The sequence below is a fragment of the Rugamonas brunnea genome, from assembly GCF_014042345.1.
In the GTDB taxonomy this organism is placed as follows: domain Bacteria; phylum Pseudomonadota; class Gammaproteobacteria; order Burkholderiales; family Burkholderiaceae_D; genus Rugamonas; species Rugamonas brunnea.
Genome location: NZ_JACEZT010000004.1, coordinates 145013 through 167047, shown reverse-complemented (window position 1 = coordinate 167047; position 22035 = coordinate 145013). Strand labels below are relative to the sequence as shown.

At 64.6% G+C, this 22035-nt stretch carries 23 protein-coding genes; 11 read left to right on the top strand and 12 right to left on the bottom strand.

All coding sequences use genetic code 11. From position 1 onward, the window contains the following. Positions 1 to 50: 50 nt before the first annotated feature. On the top strand, positions 51 to 1004 hold the full coding sequence (locus H3H37_RS08240) for a sensor domain-containing diguanylate cyclase (RefSeq protein WP_182161296.1): 954 nt from the start codon (positions 51 to 53) through the stop codon (positions 1002 to 1004). A 24-nt stretch (positions 1005 to 1028) separates the two neighbouring features. Here H3H37_RS08240 and H3H37_RS08235 read toward each other — a convergent pair whose 3' ends face one another. From H3H37_RS08235 to H3H37_RS08225, 3 genes are all read right to left on the bottom strand, one after another. Further along, a complete protein-coding gene (locus H3H37_RS08235) occupies positions 1029 to 1487 on the bottom strand; it encodes a hypothetical protein (protein ID WP_182161293.1) in 459 nt (152 codons plus the stop codon). 70 nt (positions 1488 to 1557) lie between these two features. Next, complete coding sequence (locus H3H37_RS08230) at positions 1558 to 3018, bottom strand: sensor domain-containing diguanylate cyclase (protein ID WP_220456371.1); 1461 nt, start codon at positions 3016 to 3018, stop codon at positions 1558 to 1560. A gap of 166 nt (positions 3019 to 3184) precedes the next feature. After that, positions 3185 to 3580, bottom strand: a complete 396-nt coding sequence (locus tag H3H37_RS08225) for a nuclear transport factor 2 family protein (protein WP_229218730.1) — start codon at positions 3578 to 3580, stop codon at positions 3185 to 3187. Positions 3581 to 4488: 908 nt separating this feature from the next. On the opposite strand from H3H37_RS08225, the gene H3H37_RS08220 reads away from it, so the two are divergent. Together H3H37_RS08220 and H3H37_RS08215 are read left to right on the top strand one after the other, a co-directional pair. Continuing rightward, positions 4489 to 5097, top strand: a complete 609-nt coding sequence (locus H3H37_RS08220; RefSeq protein ID WP_229218729.1) for a PEP-CTERM sorting domain-containing protein — start codon at positions 4489 to 4491, stop codon at positions 5095 to 5097. A gap of 140 nt (positions 5098 to 5237) precedes the next feature. Next, positions 5238 to 5903 (top strand): TetR/AcrR family transcriptional regulator, encoded by a 666-nt coding sequence (locus tag H3H37_RS08215; protein WP_229218728.1) that lies wholly within the window; start codon positions 5238 to 5240, stop codon positions 5901 to 5903. A 10-nt stretch (positions 5904 to 5913) separates the two neighbouring features. On the opposite strand, the gene H3H37_RS08210 is transcribed toward H3H37_RS08215, so the two are convergent. After that, positions 5914 to 6780, bottom strand: a complete 867-nt coding sequence (locus H3H37_RS08210; protein ID WP_182161291.1) for an SDR family oxidoreductase — start codon at positions 6778 to 6780, stop codon at positions 5914 to 5916. 122 nt (positions 6781 to 6902) lie between these two features. Here H3H37_RS08210 and H3H37_RS08205 point away from each other — a divergent pair, with 122 nt between their 5' ends. Next, on the top strand, positions 6903 to 7208 hold the full coding sequence (locus tag H3H37_RS08205) for an antibiotic biosynthesis monooxygenase family protein (RefSeq protein ID WP_182161288.1): 306 nt from the start codon (positions 6903 to 6905) through the stop codon (positions 7206 to 7208). Between the two features lie 3 nt (positions 7209 to 7211). Here H3H37_RS08205 and pncB read toward each other — a convergent pair whose 3' ends face one another. Continuing rightward, entirely contained in the window at positions 7212 to 8405 is a 1194-nt protein-coding gene (pncB, locus tag H3H37_RS08200) for a nicotinate phosphoribosyltransferase (RefSeq protein WP_182161286.1), read from the bottom strand. Between the two features lie 42 nt (positions 8406 to 8447). Further along, a complete protein-coding gene (locus H3H37_RS08195) occupies positions 8448 to 9317 on the bottom strand; it encodes a cysteine hydrolase family protein (RefSeq protein WP_182161284.1) in 870 nt (289 codons plus the stop codon). Positions 9318 to 9427: 110 nt separating this feature from the next. Here H3H37_RS08195 and H3H37_RS08190 point away from each other — a divergent pair, with 110 nt between their 5' ends. Together H3H37_RS08190 and H3H37_RS08185 are read left to right on the top strand one after the other, a co-directional pair. Then, positions 9428 to 9913 carry a GNAT family N-acetyltransferase gene (locus H3H37_RS08190; protein ID WP_182161282.1) on the top strand — a complete coding sequence of 162 codons (486 nt, stop codon included), beginning with the start codon at positions 9428 to 9430 and terminating at the stop codon, positions 9911 to 9913. Between the two features lie 68 nt (positions 9914 to 9981). Further along, positions 9982 to 10929, top strand: coding sequence for a LysR family transcriptional regulator (locus H3H37_RS08185; RefSeq protein WP_182161280.1), 948 nt, complete (start codon positions 9982 to 9984; stop codon positions 10927 to 10929). A 13-nt stretch (positions 10930 to 10942) separates the two neighbouring features. On the opposite strand, the gene H3H37_RS08180 is transcribed toward H3H37_RS08185, so the two are convergent. Beyond that, complete coding sequence (locus H3H37_RS08180; RefSeq protein WP_182161278.1) at positions 10943 to 11254, bottom strand: chaperone modulator CbpM; 312 nt, start codon at positions 11252 to 11254, stop codon at positions 10943 to 10945. Between the two features lie 3 nt (positions 11255 to 11257). Then, complete coding sequence (locus H3H37_RS08175) at positions 11258 to 12193, bottom strand: DnaJ C-terminal domain-containing protein (protein ID WP_182161276.1); 936 nt, start codon at positions 12191 to 12193, stop codon at positions 11258 to 11260. A 159-nt stretch (positions 12194 to 12352) separates the two neighbouring features. Here H3H37_RS08175 and H3H37_RS08170 point away from each other — a divergent pair, with 159 nt between their 5' ends. From H3H37_RS08170 to H3H37_RS08160, 3 genes are all read left to right on the top strand, one after another. After that, positions 12353 to 13786, top strand: coding sequence for an MATE family efflux transporter (locus H3H37_RS08170; protein ID WP_182161274.1), 1434 nt, complete (start codon positions 12353 to 12355; stop codon positions 13784 to 13786). A gap of 193 nt (positions 13787 to 13979) precedes the next feature. Further along, on the top strand, positions 13980 to 16190 hold the full coding sequence (locus H3H37_RS08165) for a S9 family peptidase (protein ID WP_182161272.1): 2211 nt from the start codon (positions 13980 to 13982) through the stop codon (positions 16188 to 16190). Between the two features lie 176 nt (positions 16191 to 16366). Beyond that, entirely contained in the window at positions 16367 to 16861 is a 495-nt protein-coding gene (locus H3H37_RS08160) for an Hcp family type VI secretion system effector (RefSeq protein ID WP_182161270.1), read from the top strand. Between the two features lie 65 nt (positions 16862 to 16926). Here H3H37_RS08160 and H3H37_RS08155 read toward each other — a convergent pair whose 3' ends face one another. The 3 genes from H3H37_RS08155 to H3H37_RS08145 form a co-directional block, all read right to left on the bottom strand. After that, positions 16927 to 17124, bottom strand: coding sequence for a CsbD family protein (locus H3H37_RS08155; RefSeq protein ID WP_182161268.1), 198 nt, complete (start codon positions 17122 to 17124; stop codon positions 16927 to 16929). A 118-nt stretch (positions 17125 to 17242) separates the two neighbouring features. Then, complete coding sequence (locus H3H37_RS08150; protein WP_182161266.1) at positions 17243 to 17884, bottom strand: class I SAM-dependent methyltransferase; 642 nt, start codon at positions 17882 to 17884, stop codon at positions 17243 to 17245. A gap of 52 nt (positions 17885 to 17936) precedes the next feature. Beyond that, a complete protein-coding gene (locus H3H37_RS08145; protein WP_229218727.1) occupies positions 17937 to 20054 on the bottom strand; it encodes a M13 family metallopeptidase in 2118 nt (705 codons plus the stop codon). 247 nt (positions 20055 to 20301) lie between these two features. Between H3H37_RS08145 and H3H37_RS08140 the strand changes: the two genes are divergently transcribed. Then, positions 20302 to 21129 carry an HDOD domain-containing protein gene (locus H3H37_RS08140; protein ID WP_182161264.1) on the top strand — a complete coding sequence of 276 codons (828 nt, stop codon included), beginning with the start codon at positions 20302 to 20304 and terminating at the stop codon, positions 21127 to 21129. Here the strand turns inward: H3H37_RS08140 and H3H37_RS08135 are convergent. After that, a complete protein-coding gene (locus tag H3H37_RS08135) occupies positions 21122 to 21340 on the bottom strand; it encodes a hypothetical protein (RefSeq protein ID WP_182161262.1) in 219 nt (72 codons plus the stop codon). The two genes, H3H37_RS08140 and H3H37_RS08135, sit on opposite strands and share 8 nt — an antisense overlap. 15 nt (positions 21341 to 21355) lie before the next feature. On the opposite strand from H3H37_RS08135, the gene H3H37_RS08130 reads away from it, so the two are divergent. Continuing rightward, positions 21356 to 21640, top strand: coding sequence for a flagellar protein FliT (locus H3H37_RS08130; protein WP_182161260.1), 285 nt, complete (start codon positions 21356 to 21358; stop codon positions 21638 to 21640). The last annotated feature ends 395 nt before the right edge of the window (positions 21641 to 22035 follow it).

The following is a 22035-nucleotide window of genomic DNA, read 5'->3' as shown; positions in this document are numbered from 1 at the left end:
CAAGTATCCGCCCGTCCCCTGCCCGCCCAACGCCCTCTGGAGGTCCGCCCATGATCCACCCCAAGCTGTTCGAACGCGTGCTGGGTCTGGCCAACCTGGGCCTGGTGGTGCTCGATGCCAGCCAGACCATCGTGCTGTGGAACCAGTGGATGGCCAGCCACTCGGGCTGGTCCGCCAGCCGCGTGCAAGGCAATGAACTGTTCGACCTGATCCCGGAATTGCGCGGCCAGCGGCTGGAACAAGCCGTGCACACGGCCCTGGTCAACAACCTGCCCACCCAGCTGCCGCAGGCATCGAACCGCACCCCGTTCGCGCTCTACCCCGCCGGCACCTGGGGCGGCGAACGGATGGAGCAAAGCGTGTCCGTCACCCCGTTCACGGAAGGCAAGGAGCGCTATTGCCTGATCGAAGTGAGCGACGTCAGCACCACCGTGGGCCGCGAGCGCCAGTTGCGGGGCCAGGCCGAAGCGTTGCGCGCCCAGTCCTATGTGGACGGCCTGACCGGCATCGCCAACCGCCGCCATTTCGACGTCGCGCTGGACCGCGAACTGCGGCGCGCGCACCGCAACGGCAACGAACTGTCGCTACTGCTGATGGACATCGATTCCTTCAAGGCCTACAACGACCACTTCGGTCACCAGCAGGGTGACGCCTGTCTGAGCCTGGTGGCCGAGGCGTTCGCCGGCATGCTGCAGCGTCCGGCCGACCTGGCGGCCCGCTACGGTGGCGAGGAGTTCGCCGCCGTGCTGCCCGACACGGGACCGGCGCAGGCGCAGCAACACGCGGAAGCGATCCGGGCCCGCATCGCCGCGCTCGGCATCACGCACGCCCCGGCCGCCGTGCGCAACCACGTGACCATGAGCATCGGCGTGGCCAGCTTCGACAAGAACCGGCTGGCCGACGCCGAAAGCCTGCTGGGCGCGGCCGACCGCGCCCTGTATGCGGCCAAGCACGCCGGCCGCGACTGCGTGGTGGTGGACAGCGCGCAGGACGCCGCAGCCTGACACCGGCTGGCGCCCCCGGCGCCGCTACGGTTCCGAGGCGATGAACGCCACTTCCGGTATCGCGCTCTCGTAGCGCTCCGTGGCGTCCTTGAGCGACAACTGCCGCAGTTCGACCAGCAATTCCAGTCCCTCCAGCCGGGCGTCGACCGCCTGCGCCTTGGCCAGACGGGCCGCGATATCGTGGCTGCGCAGCAGATTGGTGGCAATGGCGGCCACCAAAGAACACAAGCTGGCCACCGCGCACAGGATGCGCCAACTGGGACTATTCGCACCGGCCGAACCGAGCGCCTGCGTCAGGCGCAAGCCACCGAGGGCCGGCGCCGCCGTCAGCACGGCGGCCAGCGCGCTGGCGACGATGCCCGTGTTGGTAAGCCCGGCGCCGCGTGCGCTGGCTTTGTGATTGAAGGCAGCGAGCTGGGCCCGCTTTTCGCGCAGCCGCCTGGCCAGCGCGTCCCAGCCATCCTGCTCGTCCGGCATCGCCATGTCCGCTCCCTTCGCCGCCATGCGGCACTATGGGATTAGACCGGCGGCCCGGGACGATGTTCCGGCGCCGTCAAGCCGGATGCAGCGCGTGCGTATCCTGCACGCGCAGGCCGTTGGCCGAGATACGGTTGCGTCCGGATGACTTGGCCACATACAAGGCCTTGTCGGCCGCCTCCACCAGCAGGGTCGACGGGGGTTGCTGCTGCGCGGCCTGCCCTGCTTCCGCGTCGGGCGCGCGGCAACTGGCCGACACCACGCCGATACTCACCGTCACCTGCGGCCAGCCGGCCGCGCCACCATGGGGAATGCCCAGGTCAGCCACGGCCAGGCGCATGCGCTGGGCGATCAGTTCGGCGTCGGCCAGGCCCGTCTGCGGCAGCAGCGCGACGAATTCCTCGCCGCCATAGCGCGCCACCATGTCGCCGGCCCGGTGCGAGGCGCCCGCCAGCGCCTGCGCCACGGCGCGCAGGCAACTGTCGCCGGCCACATGGCCATGGGTATCGTTGTAGGCTTTGAAATAATCAACGTCGATCATGAGCAAGGCCAGCGGTGCATGGCCACGCAGGGCCCGGCGCCACTCCAGCAGCAACTCGGCATCGAACGCGCGCCGGTTGGTAATTCCCGTCAAACCATCGGTCAGGTTGATGCGGCGCAGCCGCTCCATCATGTCCAGCAGGCTGCTGTACATCATGCCGCTCTCGGCCAGCAGCACCATCAGCACGAAGCTGGACGCCAGCAGGCCGTACAGGCGGCCCACGTAGAAACCGACGTCGAAGCGTCCGCCGTTGAGCATGGCCGACAGCGCCACGTCGACCACCCACACCCACATCACCACGACCAGCCACAAATCCAGCAGCGAGCGCGCGCCGCCATACCACAGCACCACCAGCGCCAGCAGGCTCAGGCACCAGACCGTGCCCACCACGGAGAGCATAAACGGGGTATAGCGGTCCGCCGTCATAATGTTGGGCAGCATGTCATGGTAGCGCGTCGCCACCAGCGCCAGTGCGACCACGACCGCCAGCACCAGCAGCGCGCCCAGCACGATCATCAGGCTGGTGCGGCGGGTCGGCAACACGTCGTCCGTGGCGCTGCGCCTGAGTAGCGCATAGGCGATCACGAACAGGGGGAAGCCGCCATGCCACAGCATGTACAGCCAGGCCGTCGTCTGCGGTCCGGCGCCCAGCATGCCGCCGGTGTCGAACACGCCGGGGAAGGTCAGCAGGTGGACGCAGGCCGTCAGGGCCGTGAACAGGTAGCCACAGGCGAGCACATACAGGGAACGGACATGGAAGGAATGGAACTGGCCGAACAGCAGCGAGGCCGTAACCAGGTCACAGATCACCAGCGCCGATTCATAGGCCGGGATGAAGGCCCACACCCGCTGCAGTTGCACCTTCGCGAACGGCGCGGCCACCAGGAAGATGACGACCGACAGCATGACTACCGCGTACGCGAGGCGCCGCTGGCGCGGTGCGGCCGGTACGGTCGATAGGAAAACCGGCTGCTCCGGTTGTGCTAGGTCTGCCATGTGCCACCCCGCCTTGCCTCGCCTTCAGGGCTGTCGCCAGCCCGCGCAGCAAGCCGGCCACCGGCAGCTTGCATAAGATAAGTGTATCAAGGTCGGGAGACTTTGCGATCAACCATTTGAAGTCCCAGATCAAGCTGCCACAACTAACGCCACAACCAACAACGCTTCAGCCAGGCTGGCCGTGGAAGGCCTTGTTGGCGATCCGCCAGCCATCGGCCGTTTTCAACAGGACGAAGTAGTCGGTGAAGGTCACGGGGCCGTGCACCAGCGTGACCCTGGCGCAGGCGGACAGGCCGGCCACGTCGATCCAGTCCACCGTGCGGCGGCGGGTGGCCTCGTCGGCCGCCGGCACGCCCTTGAAGCGTTCGCAATACACATCCAGCGGCCAGGAGGTGAACACCCCGTCGCGCATGGACTCGATGTGCGCGCTGGGCAGGAATGCCTGCCGCATGTGGGCCGCGTCGTCGCGCGCATGGCCGAGGAAATAGTGTTCGATGGGGATCAGCACTGCGCTCTGTTCGGCCGTCAACGCGCTCATGGTGGTGGGTGGGGTCAATGTCATTGTTGCGGTTTTGACGCGCCCGCTTCCGGCAATAGCGAAATTTCCATGTTGGCCAATCTGCTTTACATCAAGCCATCGCGTGATGCCGTGGGGAACATCTTCCTTTCTGTTGTGCAGGTGCTGCTGATGAGGATGGATTACCCGAGTCCGTCTGACAAGCGCATGAATTGTTTGCCACTCGGAAAGCTATATGCGCGTGCTTATACGCCATGCCGGACTGCTCGCTATGGTGACCCATTTCCCCCTCGATATCGGCCCCGGCCGCGAATAAATACTATATCCGTACAAATATGAAATTTCCCATAGGAATAATATGTCTATGGTCGGAATGAATTAAAGAAATGAATTAAAAGTTGAATAAACGTATTTCAAATATCCATTCAGAAATAAACTTGATCAAATCAAGAAACACTGGTTATTGAAAAAATTCAACCAAAAGGTCATTACGATTATAAAAAACAAGTTTTGCGTCTCTTCTCACATGATAGTATTTATCACATAAGCTTACGTTATTAATAATTAAAAATGAACGAACAACGATAACGTGACGAAGTGAAATATTACTTTAAAGGTAAATAAGGAATTTATTAGAGTAAATAACAACTTCATGGCGCATCACGCCGCGCCCCCACAACCACAGAGGGAAAAGCGGCGGCGCCATGAGAAAAGCGATGATGAGCATTAAACCAGGCAATAAAAAAGAAAGGAGGATATAGCCAACAGACTATCTAATAAAGATGCTCGATAGCCAGTTTATCTTAAGAAACTAAGATGATGAAAATAATACTTTAATTCGTATTATTTTTTGCTAGATTGAATTGTCGAGCTAAATTCGCGATGGCTATTTTCCGCACCGCAATTGAGCTTGCTTGTTGACCAGTAACATATTAGAAAAAGAGGGAACCAAAATGCAAAAAATGCTTTTCCAGAAAACTGCCGGCAGCCTGCTGCTCGCAGCGGGCATGATCGCAGCACCGCTCGCCAGCGCTGGCACGCTGACTTATCAGGGCGTGACGTTCACCTTCACGGAAGCCGCCAATGTGCTGACCCTGGAGATCGATGCCGCCGGCCGCACCGGCGATTGGGCCACGGCAACCAACATCGGCATGCTGCAAGTGAAGGACATCGGCACGTTCACCACCGCCGCCCTGTCGGGCGAAGCCGGGCCACCGAACACCACGGCCGCCTCGCTGTGGACGTACTCGCCCAGTGAACTGACCGCCAACGGTTGCGATGGTGGCAGCACCGGCGTACAGCGCGCCTGCTTCTACGCCGCCAACACGTCCAACCGGATCGCACTGGCCGACGACATGATCTTCCACTTCACCTTCACCGGCGGCACGCAGAACTTCAGCGATCCGCACCTGAAGCTGGCTTTCTACAACGGCGATGGCACGGATAAAGTCGGCAGCCTGCTGTCGATGAACATCCCGGCCGTTCCGGAACCGGAAAGCTATGGCATGTTCCTCATGGGCCTGGGCATCCTGGCCTTCCTGGCACGGCCGAGGAAAGCGTGACAGGCGCGGCGGGCTGCCAGCCATCCGACTTCCAACCCGTCATAACAACCGCCCGGATCACAAGTCCGGGCCTTTTATTGCGCATTGCGCGCATTCCGCCATGATCATTGGATGGCGGCCCCGGCATGGCCTGCATTAAAATGCTGTCCATCTTAGATTTTGCCGCCGCCGCCATGCAGACCGTTCCCGCTTCCGATCCCGCCAGCCCCAAGAAACGCGGCCGTCCGCTCAAAGGAGCCGGTGGCAACCTGCGGGCCGAACTGATCGAAAAGTCGGCGCAATTGTTCCGCGAACGCGGCTACGACAACACCACCGTGCGCGATATCGCCGCCGCCACCGGCATCCAGGCCGGCAGCTGGTTCTACCACTTCAAGACCAAGCAGGACATCCTGGCCGCCATCATGGAACAGGGTGTGGCGCAATCGCTGGCCCGGATCGAGGCCATCGCGGCCCAGGGCCTGGCGCCGCGCGCACTGCTGCGGCAACTGGTGGAAGTGCATCTGCACACGCTGCTGGCGCCCGACCACCATTTCATCCCCGTGCTGCTGTACGAGGCGCGCTCGCTGGACGAGTCGTCGCGCGCCCGCATCGTGGCGCTCAAGGACCGTTACGAGGCCGTGTGGGATGACGCGATCGCCCGGCTGCACGACGCGGGCGACTGGGCCCTGCCGACGCGCTTCGACCGCCTGTTCATGTTCGGCGCGCTCAACTGGACCGTGCAGTGGTACAAGGCCGACGGCGACGCCGACATCGCCCAACTGGCCGACGCGGCCATGCAATTCATCCTGCGCACGCCGGAGCGTTAATCCCGGTGCATTAATCCCCGCCCAGCACCTTGGGCGTCTGCGCCAGGTGGAAGCCGTCGAACGGCACGCTGGGGTTGCGCAGCGCGGGCATGGGCATGCCCGGCCGCACATTGGGGCGGCCACCGTCGACGCGCAAGGTGGTGCCCGTGATGAACGCGGCCGCCTCCGACAACAGGAACACGATCGCGGCCGAAATTTCCGCCTCCGTGCCGAAGCGCTTGAGCGGCACCGTTTGCGGAAACGCCTGGATGGTCTGTTTCATCGACGGCGGATAGGCGTCCATGCCCGACGAGGCCACGTAGCCGGGCGCCACCGCGTTCACCCGCACCCCGTACTGTGCCCACTCGAAGGCGGCCGTCTCCGTGAAATTGACCATGCCGGCCCGCGCCGCGCCCGAATGCCCCATGTTCGGCATGCCGCCCCACATATCGGCCACGATATTGACCACTGCCCCGCCGCGCGCCTGCATGGCCTGGTTCAGGCACTCGCGCGCCATCAGGAAGCCGCCCGTCAAATTGGTCTGCAGCACGGCCTCCCAGCCCTTGAGCGAAATATCCTTGAGCGGGGCCGGGAACTGGCCGCCGGCGTTGTTGACCAAGCCGTCGATCCGGCCGTGTTCGGCCACGATGGCCGCCACCAGCGCCTGCACGGCCGCCTCGTCGCGAATGTTGCATGGCCATGCCTGGGCCACGCCGCCCACCGCCGCGATCTCCTCGCGCACCCGCGCCAGCTTGTCCGGGTCGCGCCCCACCAGCGCCACCGTGGCGCCCAGCGCCGCCAGTTCATGCGCCGTGCAACGGCCGATGCCGCTGCCGCCGCCCGTCACGATGGTGAGCTGATCCTTGAACAGGCCGGGCTTGAAGACGGAACGGTACATGGCGACTCCCTGATGGTGGACCCCAAATAATAAAGCAAGTGATTGATTTAATGCAAGGCGGCAACGCAAACTATGGCGGTTTCAGGCAAAATGGCCGCATTCTTACGAAAGGACGCATCACCATGATCTATGAAATCGCCGAGCTGTACATCAAACCCGACGCGCACGCCGCCTTCCAGGCCGCCGTGGCCCAGGCCATCCCCATCTTCCAGGCCGCCAAGGGTTGCTTGTCGATGCGGCTCGACCGCGACATCGAAGTGCCCGACACCTACCACCTGGTCGTCGGCTGGGCCACGCTGGAAAACCACACGGTCGACTTCCGCGGCAGCCAGGGTTTCACGGACTGGCGCGGCCTGGTCGGCGGCCATTTCGCGCAGCCGCCCAAGGTCGAGCACTTTGAAACCGTCGTCAACGGCTTCGGCCAGTAAGCATCACGCCAGGACGGGATGGTGGAACACCTGGCGCAGGTAGGCCAGGAACGTCTCGTCCTTGCACAGCGTCTTGCCCGGCGCATCGGACAACTTGGCCACTGACTGGCCATTGCAGGCCACCAGCTTCATGACGATGTTCAGTGGCGTCAGGCCCACGTCGTTGGTCAGGTGGGTGCCGATGCCGAAGCCGGTCATGATGCGGTCGGCGAAATGGCGGTACAGCGCCAGCGCCTTGTCCAGATCGAGCGCGTCTGAGAACACCAGGCGCTTGCTGTTGCTGTCGATGCGCAGCGCCCCGTAATGGGCCAGCGCCTTCTCACCCCAGATGACGGGATCGCCCGAATCGTGGCGCAGGCCATCGAACAGCTTGGCGAAATACAGGTCGAAGTCATCCAGGAAGGCATCCATCCCCACCACGTCCGTCAGCGCGATGCCGAGGTCGCCACGGTATTCCTGCACCCAGTCCTCCAGTGCGGCCTTCTGGAAATCGCGCAGCCGCACCCCGAACGCCTGGAACGATTGCATGTATTCATGCGCCATGGTGCCGATCGGCACCAGCCCGAACTTCTTGGCCAGGTAGACGTTGGACGTGCCCTTGAAATACTGCGGCAGTTCGGTCGCCAGCTTGAACACCACCTCGTCCTGCCAGGCCGACGAGAAACGGCGCCGCAGGCCAAAGTCGGAAAACTCGAACGGATGGCGCAGCGCGGGCTCGGCGCTGAACGCCTTCAACCGCGCGATCTTGGCGGCCAGCCGCTGCCGTCCCTCGGCCAGCGCGTCGTCGCGCTCGAAGCGGCGGAAATACAGTTCGTTGACGATGTAGAGCACAAAGATCTCGAACGCCATCACGTGCACTTGCGGCCCGGCCGCGTGGATCACCAGCGTGTCGCCTTGCGTGCTGACCTGGATGAACTTGCGTTGGAACCGGAACACGGTGAGGAAGTCGACGAAGTCGCTTTTCATGTAGCGCAGCGTGCGCAGGTAATCGAGTTCATCCTCCGCAAACGACAGCGTGCACAACTGGTCCAGCTCGCGCTCGACTTCCTCCTGCAGTTCGGCCAGCGGAAACACGGGCGTGTTGCGGCACACGAATTCGTATTCCGTATGCGAATTCGGATGGCCATGCAGCAGCGCCTGCCACATGGTGAATTTGTACAAGTCGGTTTCCAGCAGGCTGCGGACGATGGGCGTCATCGGGTGTTTCCAAAAAAGAAGATCAGCCTGCATCTTACGCCACTAGCGCCCCGCGTTGAGCAGCAACTCCTGCAACACGTCGCCGGACTGGGCCAGCCGCACGCCGCGCGCCCGCATCCCGTCCAGGAAGTCCTGGTAGGCGGACGCGAAACCGGTCACCGGGCTCATGCAATCGGTCAGCAAGACCAGCTTGCTCAGTTGATCCGCGCCGAGCTGCTGCACGATATGCTCGGTCGTGGCGCGCACGCAATGGCTACCGGCCTCGCCGGCGATGTAGACCTGGTCGGCCGCCGCCAGCGCGCCGATCAGGGCCGCGTTGGCCTGGGTGCCGGGATCGTCCGGGTCCGGCACTTCGGCCTGCACGGCCGAATAATGCTCGGTCCACGGATTGCTGCCCTTGAGCACCTTGGTCACGATGGACTGGGTGGCGTCTTCCCAGCGGTTGTAGGCGGCGCGCACATCGTCATGCACGTTGGCGCCCCAGCTGCCGATCTCGCAGTGCACGGGCCACGCCATCAACTGGTAGCGCCCGGCCGCTTCCAGCGCTTCCAGGTAGGCGAGCGCGCGCGGCAAGGCGGCCGGCTGGCGCGGCAGGAACTTCCCCGCCTGGACATCGGCCGCCGCGATCGGCGTGAATGGCGGCACCGGGCCGCCATCGCCGGCCAGCCAGAAGGTGGGGTGGGCGATATCGAGCCGGTGATGGGAATCGAGCGTGACGGTGATCGCCGTCAGGCCGTGGCGGCCCCGGTTGATCAGGCCGGCCAGGCGCAACATGTCCTGGTGGGCGCCCGGCACAGGCAAGGCGGGCGCGTACGGCTGACGGGTGGCGGGATTGTCCGGCAGGTAGGCGGGCGGCAGATCGCAAAAATCATTCTGCGGATCGATGACGAGCAAGTGCAACTGGCGTTTCATGTCGTGCTCCCTACAGGGCCGGAAATTCAATATCGGCAATATTACCGTATGATTACCGTATCATACCCGGCTGCACCACGCCGGCACCACATCGACCAGCACGGAGCACCATGGAAGCCCACACGCCCGCAGAGCCGCGCAGCGCACTCATCATCCGCCCCGTGCGGCCAGCCGATTTCCCGGCCTGGTCCGTGCTGTGGGCTGGCTACAATGCCTTCTACGGCCGCTCCGGCCCCACGGCGCTGGCGCCCGCCATCATCGAGACGACCTGGTCGCGCTTCTTCAACGACCATGAACCGGTGCACGCGCTGGTAGCCGAGCGCGACGGAGAACTGCTGGGCCTGGCCCATTTCCTGTTCCACCGCAACACCATCCTGATCGAGCCCATCTGCTACATGCAGGATCTGTTCACGCTGGACACGGCCCGTGGCCAGGGCGTGGGCCGGCGCCTGATCGAAGGCGTGTATGCCAGCGCGGCGCAAGCCGGCGCCACCCGCGTCTACTGGCACACGCGCGAGACCAACAGCACCGCGCGCGCCTTGTACGACCAGGTGGCCGAGTTCCCCGGCTCGGTGGTCTACGTCAAGCACTTGTAAGGGCCACGCAAGCCGGTTAGCATCGACAGATTCAACCACTCACTGTCGATAGCATCGACTTCCTGGATATGCGCGACCCCGGCCTGCCCTCGCTCGAACAATTGCGCGTCTTCATCGCCGTGATCGACCATGGCGGCTTCGCCCATGCGGCGCGCGCGCTGCACCGCACCCAGTCCGTGATCAGCTACACCATCGCCAACCTGGAGGAGCAGCTGAACGTGGTGCTGCTCGACCGCAGCAAGCGCAAGCCGGTGCTGACGGAAGCGGGCAAGGCGCTGCTGGCCGACGCGCGCGCCGTCTCGCTCAAGGTCGACAGCATGCGCTCGCGCGCCAAGGCACTGTCGTCCGGACTGGAGGCGGAAGTGTCGCTGGCGGTGGAAGTGGTGTTCCCCACCTGCACGCTGGTGCGCATCCTGCACGCATTCCAGCGCGAGTTCCCCACCGTGGCGCTGCGGCTGCGCATGGAAGCGCTGGGCGCGATCGCGGAGCTGGTGCTGAACGGCGAGTGCCACGTGGGCATCAGCGGCTGGATGCCCAACCTGCCCGACAGCATCGAGCGCCAGCACCTGGGCCATATGACCATGGTGCCGGTGGCGTCGCCGCTGCACCCGCTGGGCCAGTTCAAGGGCAAGATCGCCAGCGCCGAATTGCGCGAGCACACGCAACTGGTCATCACGGACCGCAGCCAGCTCACCAAGGGCCAGGATTTCGGTGTGATGGCGCTGCGCGACTGGCGCCTGGGCGACCTGGGCGCCAAGCACGCGTTGCTACGCAGCGGCATCGGCTGGGGCAACATGCCGGAACACATGATCCAGGACGATATTGCGGCGGGCCATCTAGTGCGGCTGGACGTGGCCGAGGGCGGCGCCCAGCAGTTTCCCCTGTTCGTGATCCATCGTGGCGACCGGGAACCGGGGCCGGCCGGCAAGTGGCTGATGCAGCAGTTCCTGGCGGCGCAAGCGCCCGACGAGCCCATCGCGGACAGCGAGTGGCGTCCCGGCCCCGCGCCTACCTGACGCACGCCGCGCGCTAGCGCAAGCCGGCCATGCGCATCCGGGCCCGCAGGCGCCGGATCTCGTCGGACAGGTCGACCACCAGCGCGGCCACGTCGTCATTGGCGTCGAAGTCGCACTCGACCTGGCGCAGCCGGCGCGCCCGCACCAGATCCACGCTGGTGAAGCGCCACGCCGCGCTTTCCTCGGGTGCGCTGTCGAGCAGGATGCCGGTGCGCACGCGCTGCACCACCCAATCGGGCTCCACGTCGCACGCGCGCGCCAGTTCTTCCAGTGTCAGCGCCACGTCGTCGAGCAGTACGCCGCTGAGGTTATTGTTCTGCCCCATCGTCTATCCTCCCCGTGGATTGAATGCCAGATCGCGCGCCATCGCCTGGTACAGCTCGCGCGCACGGGCGCTGTCGGCCGGCGGCAGCACCACCTCCAGCAGCAGATACAGGTCGCCGGCCGGATTGCCGGGAATGCCGCGTCCGCGCAGGCGCAATTTGCGCCCCGCCTGCGAACCGGCCGGCACCGTCACCGTCACCTTGCCCGACGGCGTGGGCAGGTTGATTTCCGCCCCCAGCGCCGCCTCCCACGGCGCCACCGGCACCGTCTCGTAGACGTCGCGCCCGTCCACCCGGTAGCGCGCGTCGGGCGTGAACTGGATTTCCAGGTACAGGTCGCCCGGTCCGGCCGCGCCGGGCTGGCCCTGGCCGCTCAGGCGCAACTGCTGGCCCGCCGTCACGCCCTTGGGAATGTTGACGCTCAGCGTGCGCTCGCGCGTGATGATGCGGTCGTGCGCGTCGCGCTCGGGAATGTAGAGCGTGATGTGGCGGGTAGCGCCTTGATAGCTGTCGGTCAGGTCGATGGCGATGCTGGCGTGGCTGTCCTCGCCGCGCGTGGGCGCGGCGCGCCGGCGCCCGCCCAGGTGGGCAAACAGGTCGGCGAAGAAGTCGCTTGCGCCGGGGCCGGCGCCGCCATTGCCGAAGCCGTTGCCGGCGAAGTCGCCGCCGCCGTAGGTACGGCTCCAGTCCGGCGGCGGCCGGAATTCCTGGCCGGCGCGGTAATGGTGGCCCTGACCCAGCTCGTCGTAGGCGGCGCGCTTTTCCGCGTCGCCCAGCACGCCGTAGGCCTCGTTCAGTTCCTGGGTTTTCTTCTGCGCATCGGGTTCCTTGCTGACGTCGGGATGGTACTTGCGCACCAGCTTGCGGTACGCCTTCTTGATCTCATCCTCGGTGGCCGTCTTCTTCACCCCCAGCGTCTGGTAGTAATCCTTGTATTCCACGGTTCACACTCCCGGTGGTTGGCAGCAGCACAGGCTAGCATACTCCGATTGACGGCGTTTTCGCTTCGCCACATCAAGCGCCCGTGCCGCGCATTGTTTGCTTCGGCAGGACGCCGCCATCCTTAGTAAAATAGAACGTTTCCCCATTCTGGTGCATCCATGTCCTACTCCTTCACCCTACCGAATATACGTGCCGAAGCGGCCGGCCTGTGGCGCCTGGCCTGGCCCGTGCTGGTCGGGCAACTGGCGTCGGTGGGCATGGGCGTGGCCGACGTGGCCATGACGGGCCACGCCAGCGCCGACGAGCTGGCCGCCGTGTCGCTGGGCGCCTCCGTGTGGTCGATCGTGATCGTCACGGTGATGGGCATCGTGATGGCCATTAACAGCATCGTGGCGCACGACGTGGGCGGCAACGAGCTGGGCAAGATCCCGCACACCGTGCGCCAGTCGCTGTGGATGGCGCTGGGCGTGGGCGTGGTGGCGGCCGCGCTGATCAACCTGGCCACGCTGCTGTTCGACCACCTGTACCTGACGCCCCATGTGCAGGCGCAGGCGTCGCGCTTCGTGCACATGATCAGCATCGGCCTGCCCGCCTTCGCCGCCTACCGCGCGCTGTACGGCTACAGCGCCAGCATCAACCAGACCAAGCCGGTGATGGTGATCGCCATCCTGGGCCTGTGTTTCAACGTGGTGGTCAACTGGCTGCTCATTTTCGGCAACCTGGGTTTCCCGGCGCTGGGCGGCGTGGGCTGCGCCGTGGCCACCGGCCTGTGCATGTGGCTGATGCTGGGCACCATGCTGGTCTGGATGCGGATCTCGCCCGCCTACCGCCCCACCTACCCGTTCACGCACTGGGAATGGCCGCACTGGCCGGAAATCCGCTACATGCTGAAACTCGGCCTGCCGATCGGCATCACCTATTTCGCGGAAGTGAGCGTGTTCGGCTCGGTCAGCCTGCTGATCGCGCGCTACGGCGTGGTGCAGGTGTCGGCCCACCAGATCGCGCTCAACTTCGCTTCGCTGGTGTTCATGGTGCCGCTCAGTTTCGGCATCGGCCTGATCACGCGCGTGGGCCACGCGGTGGGTGAAGGCAATCCCGAGCGGGCCCGCTTCGTGGCGTGGGTGGGCGTGGCCATGGCGTTGTCGTTCTCCATCCTGTCAGCCCTGTTCATCCTGGTGTTCCGCCAGCAGATCGCACAAGCCTACACGTCCGATCCGCAAGTGCAGCAGCTGTGCGCCCACCTGCTGCTGTACGCGGCCCTGTTCCAGCTGTCCGACGCCACGCAGGTGGCCACCTCGTCCGCCATCCGCGGCTACAAGGTGACGCGTCCGCCGATGCAGATCCAGCTGCTGTCGTTCTGGGGCTTCGCGCTGCCGCTCGGCTACGTGCTGGGCATGGCCCCGGCCGGACTGTCGTGGGCGCCGGCCGCGCCGATGGCGGCCGATGGTTTCTGGATCGGCCTGGTGGTGGGCCTGACCATCGCCGCCGTGCTGCTGAGCTGGTCGCTGAACCGGCTGTCGCTGCAGCGCGTGCGCCAAGGGGCGCGCGCCGCCGTCAGCACCGCCACCGCAGGACACGGGGCACTGCACTGAACATCGTCATTCCCGCGCACGCGGGAATCCATGCGCCGTATGACCACAGGCGCAGCGTGGGGGGAATTCAGGCAATGCCTGGCGTCCCTCCTGCGCGGGAAGTCGTTGCTCCGGTGGCGCAACGACGAATTGATGGTTATTCAAGGCTCCGTCTGGTATCGTCTTGCGCTAAGCCAATCACCATGAGACTCCCATGCGTTTTATCCTGTGCTTCCTCGCCGCCCTCGCAGCCGTGCCGGCCACCGCCGAACAGCTGACGCTGGACCGCATCCACGCCGATCCGGCGTTGAGCGGGCCTAGCGTGCGCAACCTGAAAGTGTCGCCTGACGGCGCCCGTGTCACCTTCCTGCGCGGCCGCGCCGACAACCAGTTCCAGCTCGACCTGTGGGAATACAACCTGAAGGACAAGAGCGCCCACCGCCTCGTCGATTCCAAGATCCTGGTGCCCGAGGAAAACCTGTCGGCCGCCGAGAAGGCGCGCCGCGAGCGCGAGCGCGTGGCCAGCCTGAAAGGCATCCTCAACTACAGCTGGTCGCCGGACGGCAAGCAGCTGCTGGTGCCCATCGCCGGCAACCTGTACCTGATCGACGTGAGCCAGCCGGACCAGGCGCGCCTGGTCGCCTCCGGCAATGTGTTCGATCCCAAGATTTCCCCGCGCGGACGCTACGTGTCGTTCGTGCGCGACCAGAACCTGTTCGTGATCGAGCTGGCCACCGGCAAGGAACACCAGCTGACCACGGACGGCGGCGGCACCGTCCACAACGGCGAAGCGGAATTCGTGGCGCAGGAAGAAATGGGCCAGACCACCGGCTACTACTGGGCGCCCGACGACAGCGCCATCGCCTACAAGCGCTACGACGAATCGCCCGTGCCCGTAGCGCGCCGCTTCGAGATCTTTGCCGACCGCACCGACGTGGTCGAGCAGCGTTATCCGGCCGCCGGCGATCCCAACGTGCTGGTGCAACTGCGCATCGTGTCGCCCGCCACGGGCGAGCAGCGCAACGTGGACCTGGGCCCCAATCCCGACATCTACCTGGTGCGCGCCGACTGGAGCGCGAGCGCCAAGGCCTTGCTGTTCCAGCGCCAGAGCCGCGACCAGAAAACGCTGGAGCTGGTGTCGGTGGACATGGCCACGCTGGCCCAGCGCGTACTGGTGACGGAAACTTCGCCCACCTGGGTCGGCATCCATGACGACTTGCGCTTCCTGGCCAACGACGCCGGTTTCATCTGGTCGTCCGAGCGCAGTGGCCGCAACCACCTGTACCTGTACGACATGGACGGCAAGCTGCTGCACCCTATCACCAGCGGCAACTGGGGCATCGACAACCTGCTGGCCGTGGATGAAAAGGCGGGCAAGGTCTACGTGTCGTCCAACCGCGACGCCGTGATCGACCGCCAGACCTACGCGCTGGCCCTGGACGGCAGCACGGCCAACCACCCGCAGCGCATCACCCAGGCCGACGGCTGGCACGACGCCGCGTTCGCGCGCAACGGCGAAGTGTTCGTCGACACCTGGTCGGACCCGGACACGCCGCCGCAAGTGAGCATCCGCCGTCCCGATGGCAGCATGGTGGCCTGGCTGGAACACAATGAGCTGAACGCCAGCCATCCCTACGCGCGCTACAAGAATGCCCACCTGCACACCGAGTACGGCACGCTCAAGGCCAGGGATGGCCAGACGCTGTACTACTCGCTGCTCAAGCCGGCCAACTTCAACCAGTTCAAGAAATACCCGGTGTTCCTGTCCACCTACGGCGGCCCGCATGCGCAGCACGTGGCGCGCAAGTGGGGCAACCTGTTCGACCAGTACATGGCGCAGCAAGGCTTCGTCGTGTTCCGGCTCGACAACCGCGGTTCGTTCCGGCGCGAACGCGCGTTCACGGACGCCATCTACCGCCAGCTGGGCAAGGTGGAAGTGGAAGACCAGCTGACCGGCATCGCCTGGCTGGGCCAGCAAAGCTATGTGGACAGCAAGCGCATCGGCGTGTTCGGCTGGAGCTACGGCGGCTTCATGACGCTGCGCCTGCTGGCGGCGGCGTCGGACAAGATCGCGCTGGGCGTGTCGGTGGCGCCCGTGACGGACTGGTCGCTGTACGACACCCACTACACGGAACAGTTCATGAGCACGCCCAAGGACAACGCGGATGGCTACCGCGACAGCGGCGTGTATGCCCACCTGGACGGCCTGAAATCGCCGCTGCTGCTGATGCACGGCATGGCCGACGACAACGTGCTGTTCACCAATACCACGCGCATGATCGACGCGCTGGTCAACCGCAACGTGCACTTCGAACTGATGACCTATCCCGGTGGCAAGCACGGCATGTCCAGCCGCGCCCAGCAACGCCATGTGTACGGCAACATCGAAGCGTTCTTCAAGAAGCACCTGCTGAACGGCAAATAAGCCGTCCCGCGCCGTCCGGCCAGCCCAGTGCTGGCCGGACGGCAATCCCCGCCCCCGTCTGAACAAGCTCATCAGACATGCAGTTTGATAGCCCACAAATGCCATTTTATTAATCCCGTGAATAATGCGGACTGCGGGACGATTCCGCCCCGCCTCATTCATTGTCTGGAGGAATTATGGCTATCGACGTATATCTGCACATAGACGGCATCCGTGGCGAATCGGCGGACGACCGCCACAAGGACTGGATCGAATGCAAGTCCGTGAACTGGGCCGTGACCCAGCCCAAGTCAGCCACCGCCTCGACCGGCGGCGGCCATACGGCCGAGCGCTGCGAGCACCAGGACATCGTGCTGTCCAAGCTGGCCGACCTGTCCTCGCCGGTGCTGCTGCAAACCTGCGCGTCCGGCAAGACCATCCCGAAAGCGAAGTTCGAATTCATGCGCGCGGACGGCCAGGGCGAGCGCGTCAAGTATTACGAGATCGAGCTGGAAAACGTGCTGATCGGCGCCGTCACCCCCAGCGTGGAGGAAGGCGACATCCTGGGCGAGAGCGTGGCGCTCAAGTTCTCCAAGGTCAAGTGGCGCTACATGCAGCAAAAGATCAGCGGCGGCGCGGGCGGCAACACGGCCGGCGGCTGGGACTTGTCCACCAACCGCATCGCCGCCTGACGCGCGGCCTGTCCTGATGTGCGAACAGCCGCAAGCGCGGCTGTTTTTCTATGCGGGAGCCAAGCTTACTGGCGGTTGCCGCGGTCCTTCACCATGTCTTCCGCCGCCTGGCGGGCATCACCCATCGTTTTTTCCAGCTTGCCTTCGGCCTGTTTGTTCAAGCCTTTGACTTGTTGCTGGGTACTGCCGACCAGCTTGCCGGCCTCCTGCTGGATTTTGCCACCGACTTCCTTGGCTTTCCCTTTGACCTGGTCCTTGTTCATCGTGCACTCCTTGGTTGTGGATGGGAGCGAAACACACGTGTCCGTGTATTCGCGGTCCCCATGCTATGCCCGCTATACGGGCCACTCCGTGCGCTGGCGTACAAAAACAGGCAATTCCTCAAGGCCCCGGATTGCGCCACACGCTGGCCAGCCAGGGCTGCTGCGCGCGCGGCAACCCGGGCGGGCGGTAGTAGTGTTCGACAGGAAGGAAGCCAGCCGCCGTCAGGTGCCGTTCCCAGGTGGGGTAATCATAGTAGCTGCCGTAGCGGGGACCGTTCCAGCCCTCCTCGTTGTGGCCGCGCGGGTTGGAACTGAACAGCACGCCGCCCGGTTTGAGCGCGGCGCGCAGCGTGCGCAGCACGGACGGCAAGGCCGCACTGGGCACATGGAACAAGGAGGCGTTGGCATACACGCCATCGAAATAGCCGGCCGGCAGATCGAGCGCGAGAAAATCCTGCTGCCATACGGTGCAGCCGCTCCACGCGCGCGCCATCTCGGCGAAGCGGGGACAGCCATCGATGCCGATGGCTTCATGGCCCAGTTCGGTAAAAGCCTTGAGGTCGCGCCCCGGACCACAGCCGAGGTCGAGGATGCGCAACGGCGCAGGGGCGGCGATGGCGCGCAGCAGCGCGTCGATATTCTGGCTGACATCGTGGTCTATCGTGCCGGCGAAGAACTGCTCGGCCGTGCGCTCGTAATGCGCCAGCGTGCGCTGCGTGATCTGCTCCAGTTGCGCGCGCCGCGCCGCTTCGTCTTCCATGCCGTCCCCGTCGCTGCGGGCGCCACACCGCGTGGCGCCCTGCCCTGCTACTTTACCAGACCCTGACCCGCTGTTCCGGCGCCAGGTACAGCGTCTGGCCCGGCTGCACGTTGAAGGCCTTGTACCACGCGTCCATGTTCCGTACGGTGGCGGTGCGCCACTTGTCCGGCGCGTGGCCGTCGGTCAGGATCGCGCGGCGCAGGGCGGCGTCGCGCGCCTTCTCGCGCCAGCTCATCGCGTAGCCGGTGAAGAACTGCTGGTCGGCATCGGCCACGGGCGCCTTGCCGGCCAGCGAGGCGCGGTAGGCATCATGGGCCGCCGCCAGGCCAGCCAGGTCGGCCAGGTTCTCGCTCAGCGTCTGCTGGCCGTTGATGGCCAGGTCGGGGAATGGCTTGTAGGCCGAGTACTGGGCCGCCAAGGCCGACGAGGCCTGCTTGAAGTGGGCGCCATCAGCGGCCGTCCACCAGTCGCGCAGCAAGCCCTTGGAATCGAACTGCGCGCCCTGGTCGTCGAAGCTGTGGCTGATCTCGTGGCCGATGGTGGCGCCGATGCCACCGTAGTTCATGGCGTCGCTGGCGTTCGGGTCGAAGTATGGCGGCTGCAGGATGGCGGCGGGGAAGTTGATCGCGTTCTGCATCGGCATGTTGACGGCATTGACGAGCTGGGCCGGCATACACCATTCAGCGCGGTCCACTGGCTGCTTGAGCTTGGCGATCTGGCGGCGCGTTTCCGCCTGTTCAGCGCGCTGCAGATTGCCCAGCGCATCGCCCGGCGTCACTTGCAGGCCGTCATAGCTGGCCCATTTTTCCGGATAGCCGACGCCCACGTACAGCGTCTTGAGCTTGGCGTGCGCTTCCTGCTTGGTGGCGGGGGCCATCCAGTCGAGCTGGTCAATGCGGGCGTGGAAAGCATCCACGATCTTGACCACCATCTGCTGCAGGCGCTGCTTGGATTCGGGCGGGAAATACTTGGCCACATAAATCTTGCCCAGCGCATCGGGCATGGCCGCGTTGACGGCGGCCAGGCTACGCTTCCAGCGCACGGCCTGCTGCGGCGTGCCGTTCAGGGTGCGGCCGTAGAAATCGAAATGCTGGTCGGCCAGGGCCTTGGGCAAGGCGCTGTACGCGTGGTTGATGCGGTGGAAGGCGAGGAAATCCTTCCACGTTTCCAGCGGCATGGTCTGCACCAGCTTGGCCGCGCCGGTGATGGCGCTTGGATGCCAGACGATGAACTTGCGCTGGCCTGCCAGCCCGGCGCTCTGGAAATACGCCTTCCAGTCCATGCCCGGCGCCTTGCGTGCGAAGTCAGCCACTTGCCACTGGTTGTTCGCTTTCAGGACGTCGGCCGAGTCCTCGCGGTTGGCGTGCGACTGGGCGATCTGGCGTTCCAGGTCGAACACACGGGCCGCGCGGGCGTCCGCGTCGTCCACGCCGGCCAGGCGGAAGGTGGCGGCGATGTGGGCCAGGTATTTGCCGCGCAGGGCCGCCATCGATGGCGTATCGTCCAGGTAGTAGGCGCGGTCGGGCATGCCCAGGCCGCCTTGCAGCAGGTAAGGCGTGTAGTGGGTGGCGTCCGTCAGGCCCTGGGCCACCCACAGGCCGAACAGGTTCTCGGTGAAGAAGTTGGTGGCGTTGAGCGGATCGACGTCGGCCCGCAGCGTGGCGCCCAGCGCACGCGTAAGGGCGGCCTTGTCCTTGATGGCGGCGATGTCCTTGAGCTGGGCTTGCAGCGGCGCCAGGCCGCGCGCCTCAATGCCGGCCTCATCCATGAAGGTGTTGTAGTAGGCCACGATTTTTTTCGCTTCGGCGCTGGCGGCCGGATCGGCGGCCAGTCCTTCGATCAGCTTGACGATGCGCGCATTGGTGTCCTCCACCAGCTTCGCCGCCACGCCCCAGCTGCTGCGGTCGGCCGGGATCTCAACCGACTTGAGCCAATCGCCGTTGACGTAATCGAAGAAGTCGTCGCCGGGCAGCGTGGCGGTGGCGGCGGCGGTGGCGCCGTTGGCGTTGATGGCCGTTGCGGCGACCGGCGCCGTGTCGTCCGGTGCGGCGTGGGCCTGGGCCTGCGCGAAGGTGGCGCAGAACGTGGCACCCAAGGTGGCGCCAAGCACGGCCAGGCTGAGGGCGGTCTTGCGGGCGGCGCGGTGCAGCGGTCGGGAGTGAGCTTGCATGGTTGTCCTTTTATCGTGGATCTGGATGTGGGATTGGCGTGATGGGCCAGCGTGCACTGTAGCGCCAACCCGGCCCGCGCATGCGCGCGATGCGACGAACTGCAGGATCGCCGGCATGGATGGTAAAAAAACACCACCCTCCGCCATCGGCAGAAAAGATACGCCAGAGCATCAAAATGTCTTTTTTGATCGCGGGAATCGCTATATAGTTCACTGACAGCAACGCGAAACCAACGAGGAGAAGAAAATGAAGCTTGATGCCCTGTTCCAGAATCCGACTGCGTTGCCTACCGCGCCGAAGGTCGTGGAAGAGCTGATCAGCAGTTTTGACAAGGCCAGCGTCTCGACCGAAGAGATCGCGAAAAAATTGTCCACGGATCCGGTACTGAGCGCCAAGCTGCTGCGTCTGGCCAACTCCGCCTACTACCACGTGTCGCGCAGCATCGGCACGGTGGAAGACGCGGTGCTGATGCTGGGCTTCGTGACCGTGCGCACGCTGGTCATCAGCTCCGGCCTGGTGAGCGGGTTCAAGACCGTGCCGGGCCTGGACCTCAAACAATTCTGGCGCTACAGCCTTCACACGGCCGTGTCGGCCAAGTGGATCGCCAAGCAAACGGGCGAAAACACCGACCTCGCCTTCACCATCGGCATGATGCACGCCATCGGCCAGCTGGTGATCCACTCGGCCATGCCGGAACAGGCGCTGGCACTGGACAAGGTGGCAGGTCCGATGGACGCGCGCCGCCTGGACGCGGAACAGGCCTCGCTGGGCTACACCTTCGCCAATGTGGGCGCGGAGCTGGCCCGCCGCTGGAAGTTCCCGGCCACGTTCTCGGAAACCATCAGCGCCTTCCCCGACCCGCTCAACCACACGCCGCCCAACCGCCTGGCTGCCGTCGTCAACCTGGCCGCCTGGCGCGCCCGCGTCGAGCAGAACAAACTGAGCGAAGACGAGATCGCCGCCTGCTACCCAACCGAAATGGCCGAAGCGCTGGGGCTGGACGACGGCGACCTGATCGACAAGATGCCGCCACCGGATGAGCTGAGCGCGGGCCTGGAGGAACTGATTAAATAATCAATCTGGAAAAATTAATATCGAATTTAATATCAGACTGATATCGAATTCGCACGCGGCCGCCGCCCAATTTTTGGGCAGGCGGCCGTTTTTCATAGGGGCCGCCCCCGCTTTCAAAAATATTTTCGATTTTTCGCAAAATATTTTCGAAAAACCCTAAAGTTCTTCCCGCAGACGACGTTACCCCAGACAAGCGGTAGTCTTTTTCCACTTTTCAGGGCGCGCCATGACCTCCTCCGAAGTCCTCTCGATGTACGAAAATATTGCCGGACTGAGCAACCAGATGGTGGCCGCCGCCCGCGTGAGCGACTGGGACAGCCTGAGCCGCCTGGAAGACCAGTGCGCGATCGCCGCCCGCCCGGCCGCCAGCGACATGCCAGCCCTGAGCGGCGCCCCGCGTCAACGCAAGATCGACCTGCTCAAGCAAATCCTGGCCAACGACCGCGCCATCCGCGACGTGACCGAGCCATGGATGAACCAGATGCCCGGCATGAGCGCCCCGCGCCAGTAAGCGCCCCTCATCCGAATCGAAGAAAGCGCCTGCGGGCGCTTTTTTTATGGCCGAAGAATCCGGGGCACGTCCCGGATGGGCAAATGAATTGGCGAACTGCCCTGTTTCGGGCGGATGTAAAAAAGCCCGGCAGCGAGCCGGGCTTTTTCGGGAATTGGTGGAGAGCGAACACCAGGTATCTCCTGGCGTCGCCCCGCTTCCGGTTGCATCCGGAGTCCGCGCACGCATTGTCGGCGCGCAGACCGCTTCCAGGCCAAGTCGTTTCATCAACGCTCATTCTGGGTGCGCGCCACACTATCGTTGGTGACTGCGCCAGATCATGGCCTGTTTATTCGTAGTATTGAAACTACGGGTTTAGTATAGCCCAGTTCTTCAACGCATGCATACCGTGCGCT

What these genes read in the sequence shown, in the direction of transcription:
- H3H37_RS08210 (WP_182161291.1), bottom strand. Translation starts at nt 6,780, where the DNA reads ATGTACCGTTCCGTCTTCAAGCCCGGCCTGTTCAAGGATCAGCTCACC.
- H3H37_RS08155 (WP_182161268.1), bottom strand. Translation starts at nt 17,124, where the DNA reads ATGAACAAGGACCAGGTCAAAGGGAAAGCCAAGGAAGTCGGTGGCAAA.
- H3H37_RS08160 (WP_182161270.1), top strand. Translation starts at nt 16,367, where the DNA reads ATGGCTATCGACGTATATCTGCACATAGACGGCATCCGTGGCGAATCG.
- H3H37_RS08150 (WP_182161266.1), bottom strand. Translation starts at nt 17,884, where the DNA reads ATGGAAGACGAAGCGGCGCGGCGCGCGCAACTGGAGCAGATCACGCAG.
- H3H37_RS08230 (WP_220456371.1), bottom strand. Translation starts at nt 3,018, where the DNA reads ATGGCAGACCTAGCACAACCGGAGCAGCCGGTTTTCCTATCGACCGTA.
- H3H37_RS08215 (WP_229218728.1), top strand. Translation starts at nt 5,238, where the DNA reads ATGCTGTCCATCTTAGATTTTGCCGCCGCCGCCATGCAGACCGTTCCC.
- H3H37_RS08190 (WP_182161282.1), top strand. Translation starts at nt 9,428, where the DNA reads ATGGAAGCCCACACGCCCGCAGAGCCGCGCAGCGCACTCATCATCCGC.
- H3H37_RS08220 (WP_229218729.1), top strand. Translation starts at nt 4,489, where the DNA reads ATGCAAAAAATGCTTTTCCAGAAAACTGCCGGCAGCCTGCTGCTCGCA.
- H3H37_RS08225 (WP_229218730.1), bottom strand. Translation starts at nt 3,580, where the DNA reads ATGACATTGACCCCACCCACCACCATGAGCGCGTTGACGGCCGAACAG.
- H3H37_RS08205 (WP_182161288.1), top strand. Translation starts at nt 6,903, where the DNA reads ATGATCTATGAAATCGCCGAGCTGTACATCAAACCCGACGCGCACGCC.
- pncB (WP_182161286.1), bottom strand. Translation starts at nt 8,405, where the DNA reads ATGACGCCCATCGTCCGCAGCCTGCTGGAAACCGACTTGTACAAATTC.
- H3H37_RS08140 (WP_182161264.1), top strand. Translation starts at nt 20,302, where the DNA reads ATGAAGCTTGATGCCCTGTTCCAGAATCCGACTGCGTTGCCTACCGCG.
- H3H37_RS08195 (WP_182161284.1), bottom strand. Translation starts at nt 9,317, where the DNA reads ATGAAACGCCAGTTGCACTTGCTCGTCATCGATCCGCAGAATGATTTT.
- H3H37_RS08170 (WP_182161274.1), top strand. Translation starts at nt 12,353, where the DNA reads ATGTCCTACTCCTTCACCCTACCGAATATACGTGCCGAAGCGGCCGGC.
- H3H37_RS08130 (WP_182161260.1), top strand. Translation starts at nt 21,356, where the DNA reads ATGACCTCCTCCGAAGTCCTCTCGATGTACGAAAATATTGCCGGACTG.
- H3H37_RS08185 (WP_182161280.1), top strand. Translation starts at nt 9,982, where the DNA reads ATGCGCGACCCCGGCCTGCCCTCGCTCGAACAATTGCGCGTCTTCATC.
- H3H37_RS08240 (WP_182161296.1), top strand. Translation starts at nt 51, where the DNA reads ATGATCCACCCCAAGCTGTTCGAACGCGTGCTGGGTCTGGCCAACCTG.
- H3H37_RS08145 (WP_229218727.1), bottom strand. Translation starts at nt 20,054, where the DNA reads ATGCAAGCTCACTCCCGACCGCTGCACCGCGCCGCCCGCAAGACCGCC.
- H3H37_RS08235 (WP_182161293.1), bottom strand. Translation starts at nt 1,487, where the DNA reads ATGGCGATGCCGGACGAGCAGGATGGCTGGGACGCGCTGGCCAGGCGG.
- H3H37_RS08180 (WP_182161278.1), bottom strand. Translation starts at nt 11,254, where the DNA reads ATGGGGCAGAACAATAACCTCAGCGGCGTACTGCTCGACGACGTGGCG.
- H3H37_RS08165 (WP_182161272.1), top strand. Translation starts at nt 13,980, where the DNA reads ATGCGTTTTATCCTGTGCTTCCTCGCCGCCCTCGCAGCCGTGCCGGCC.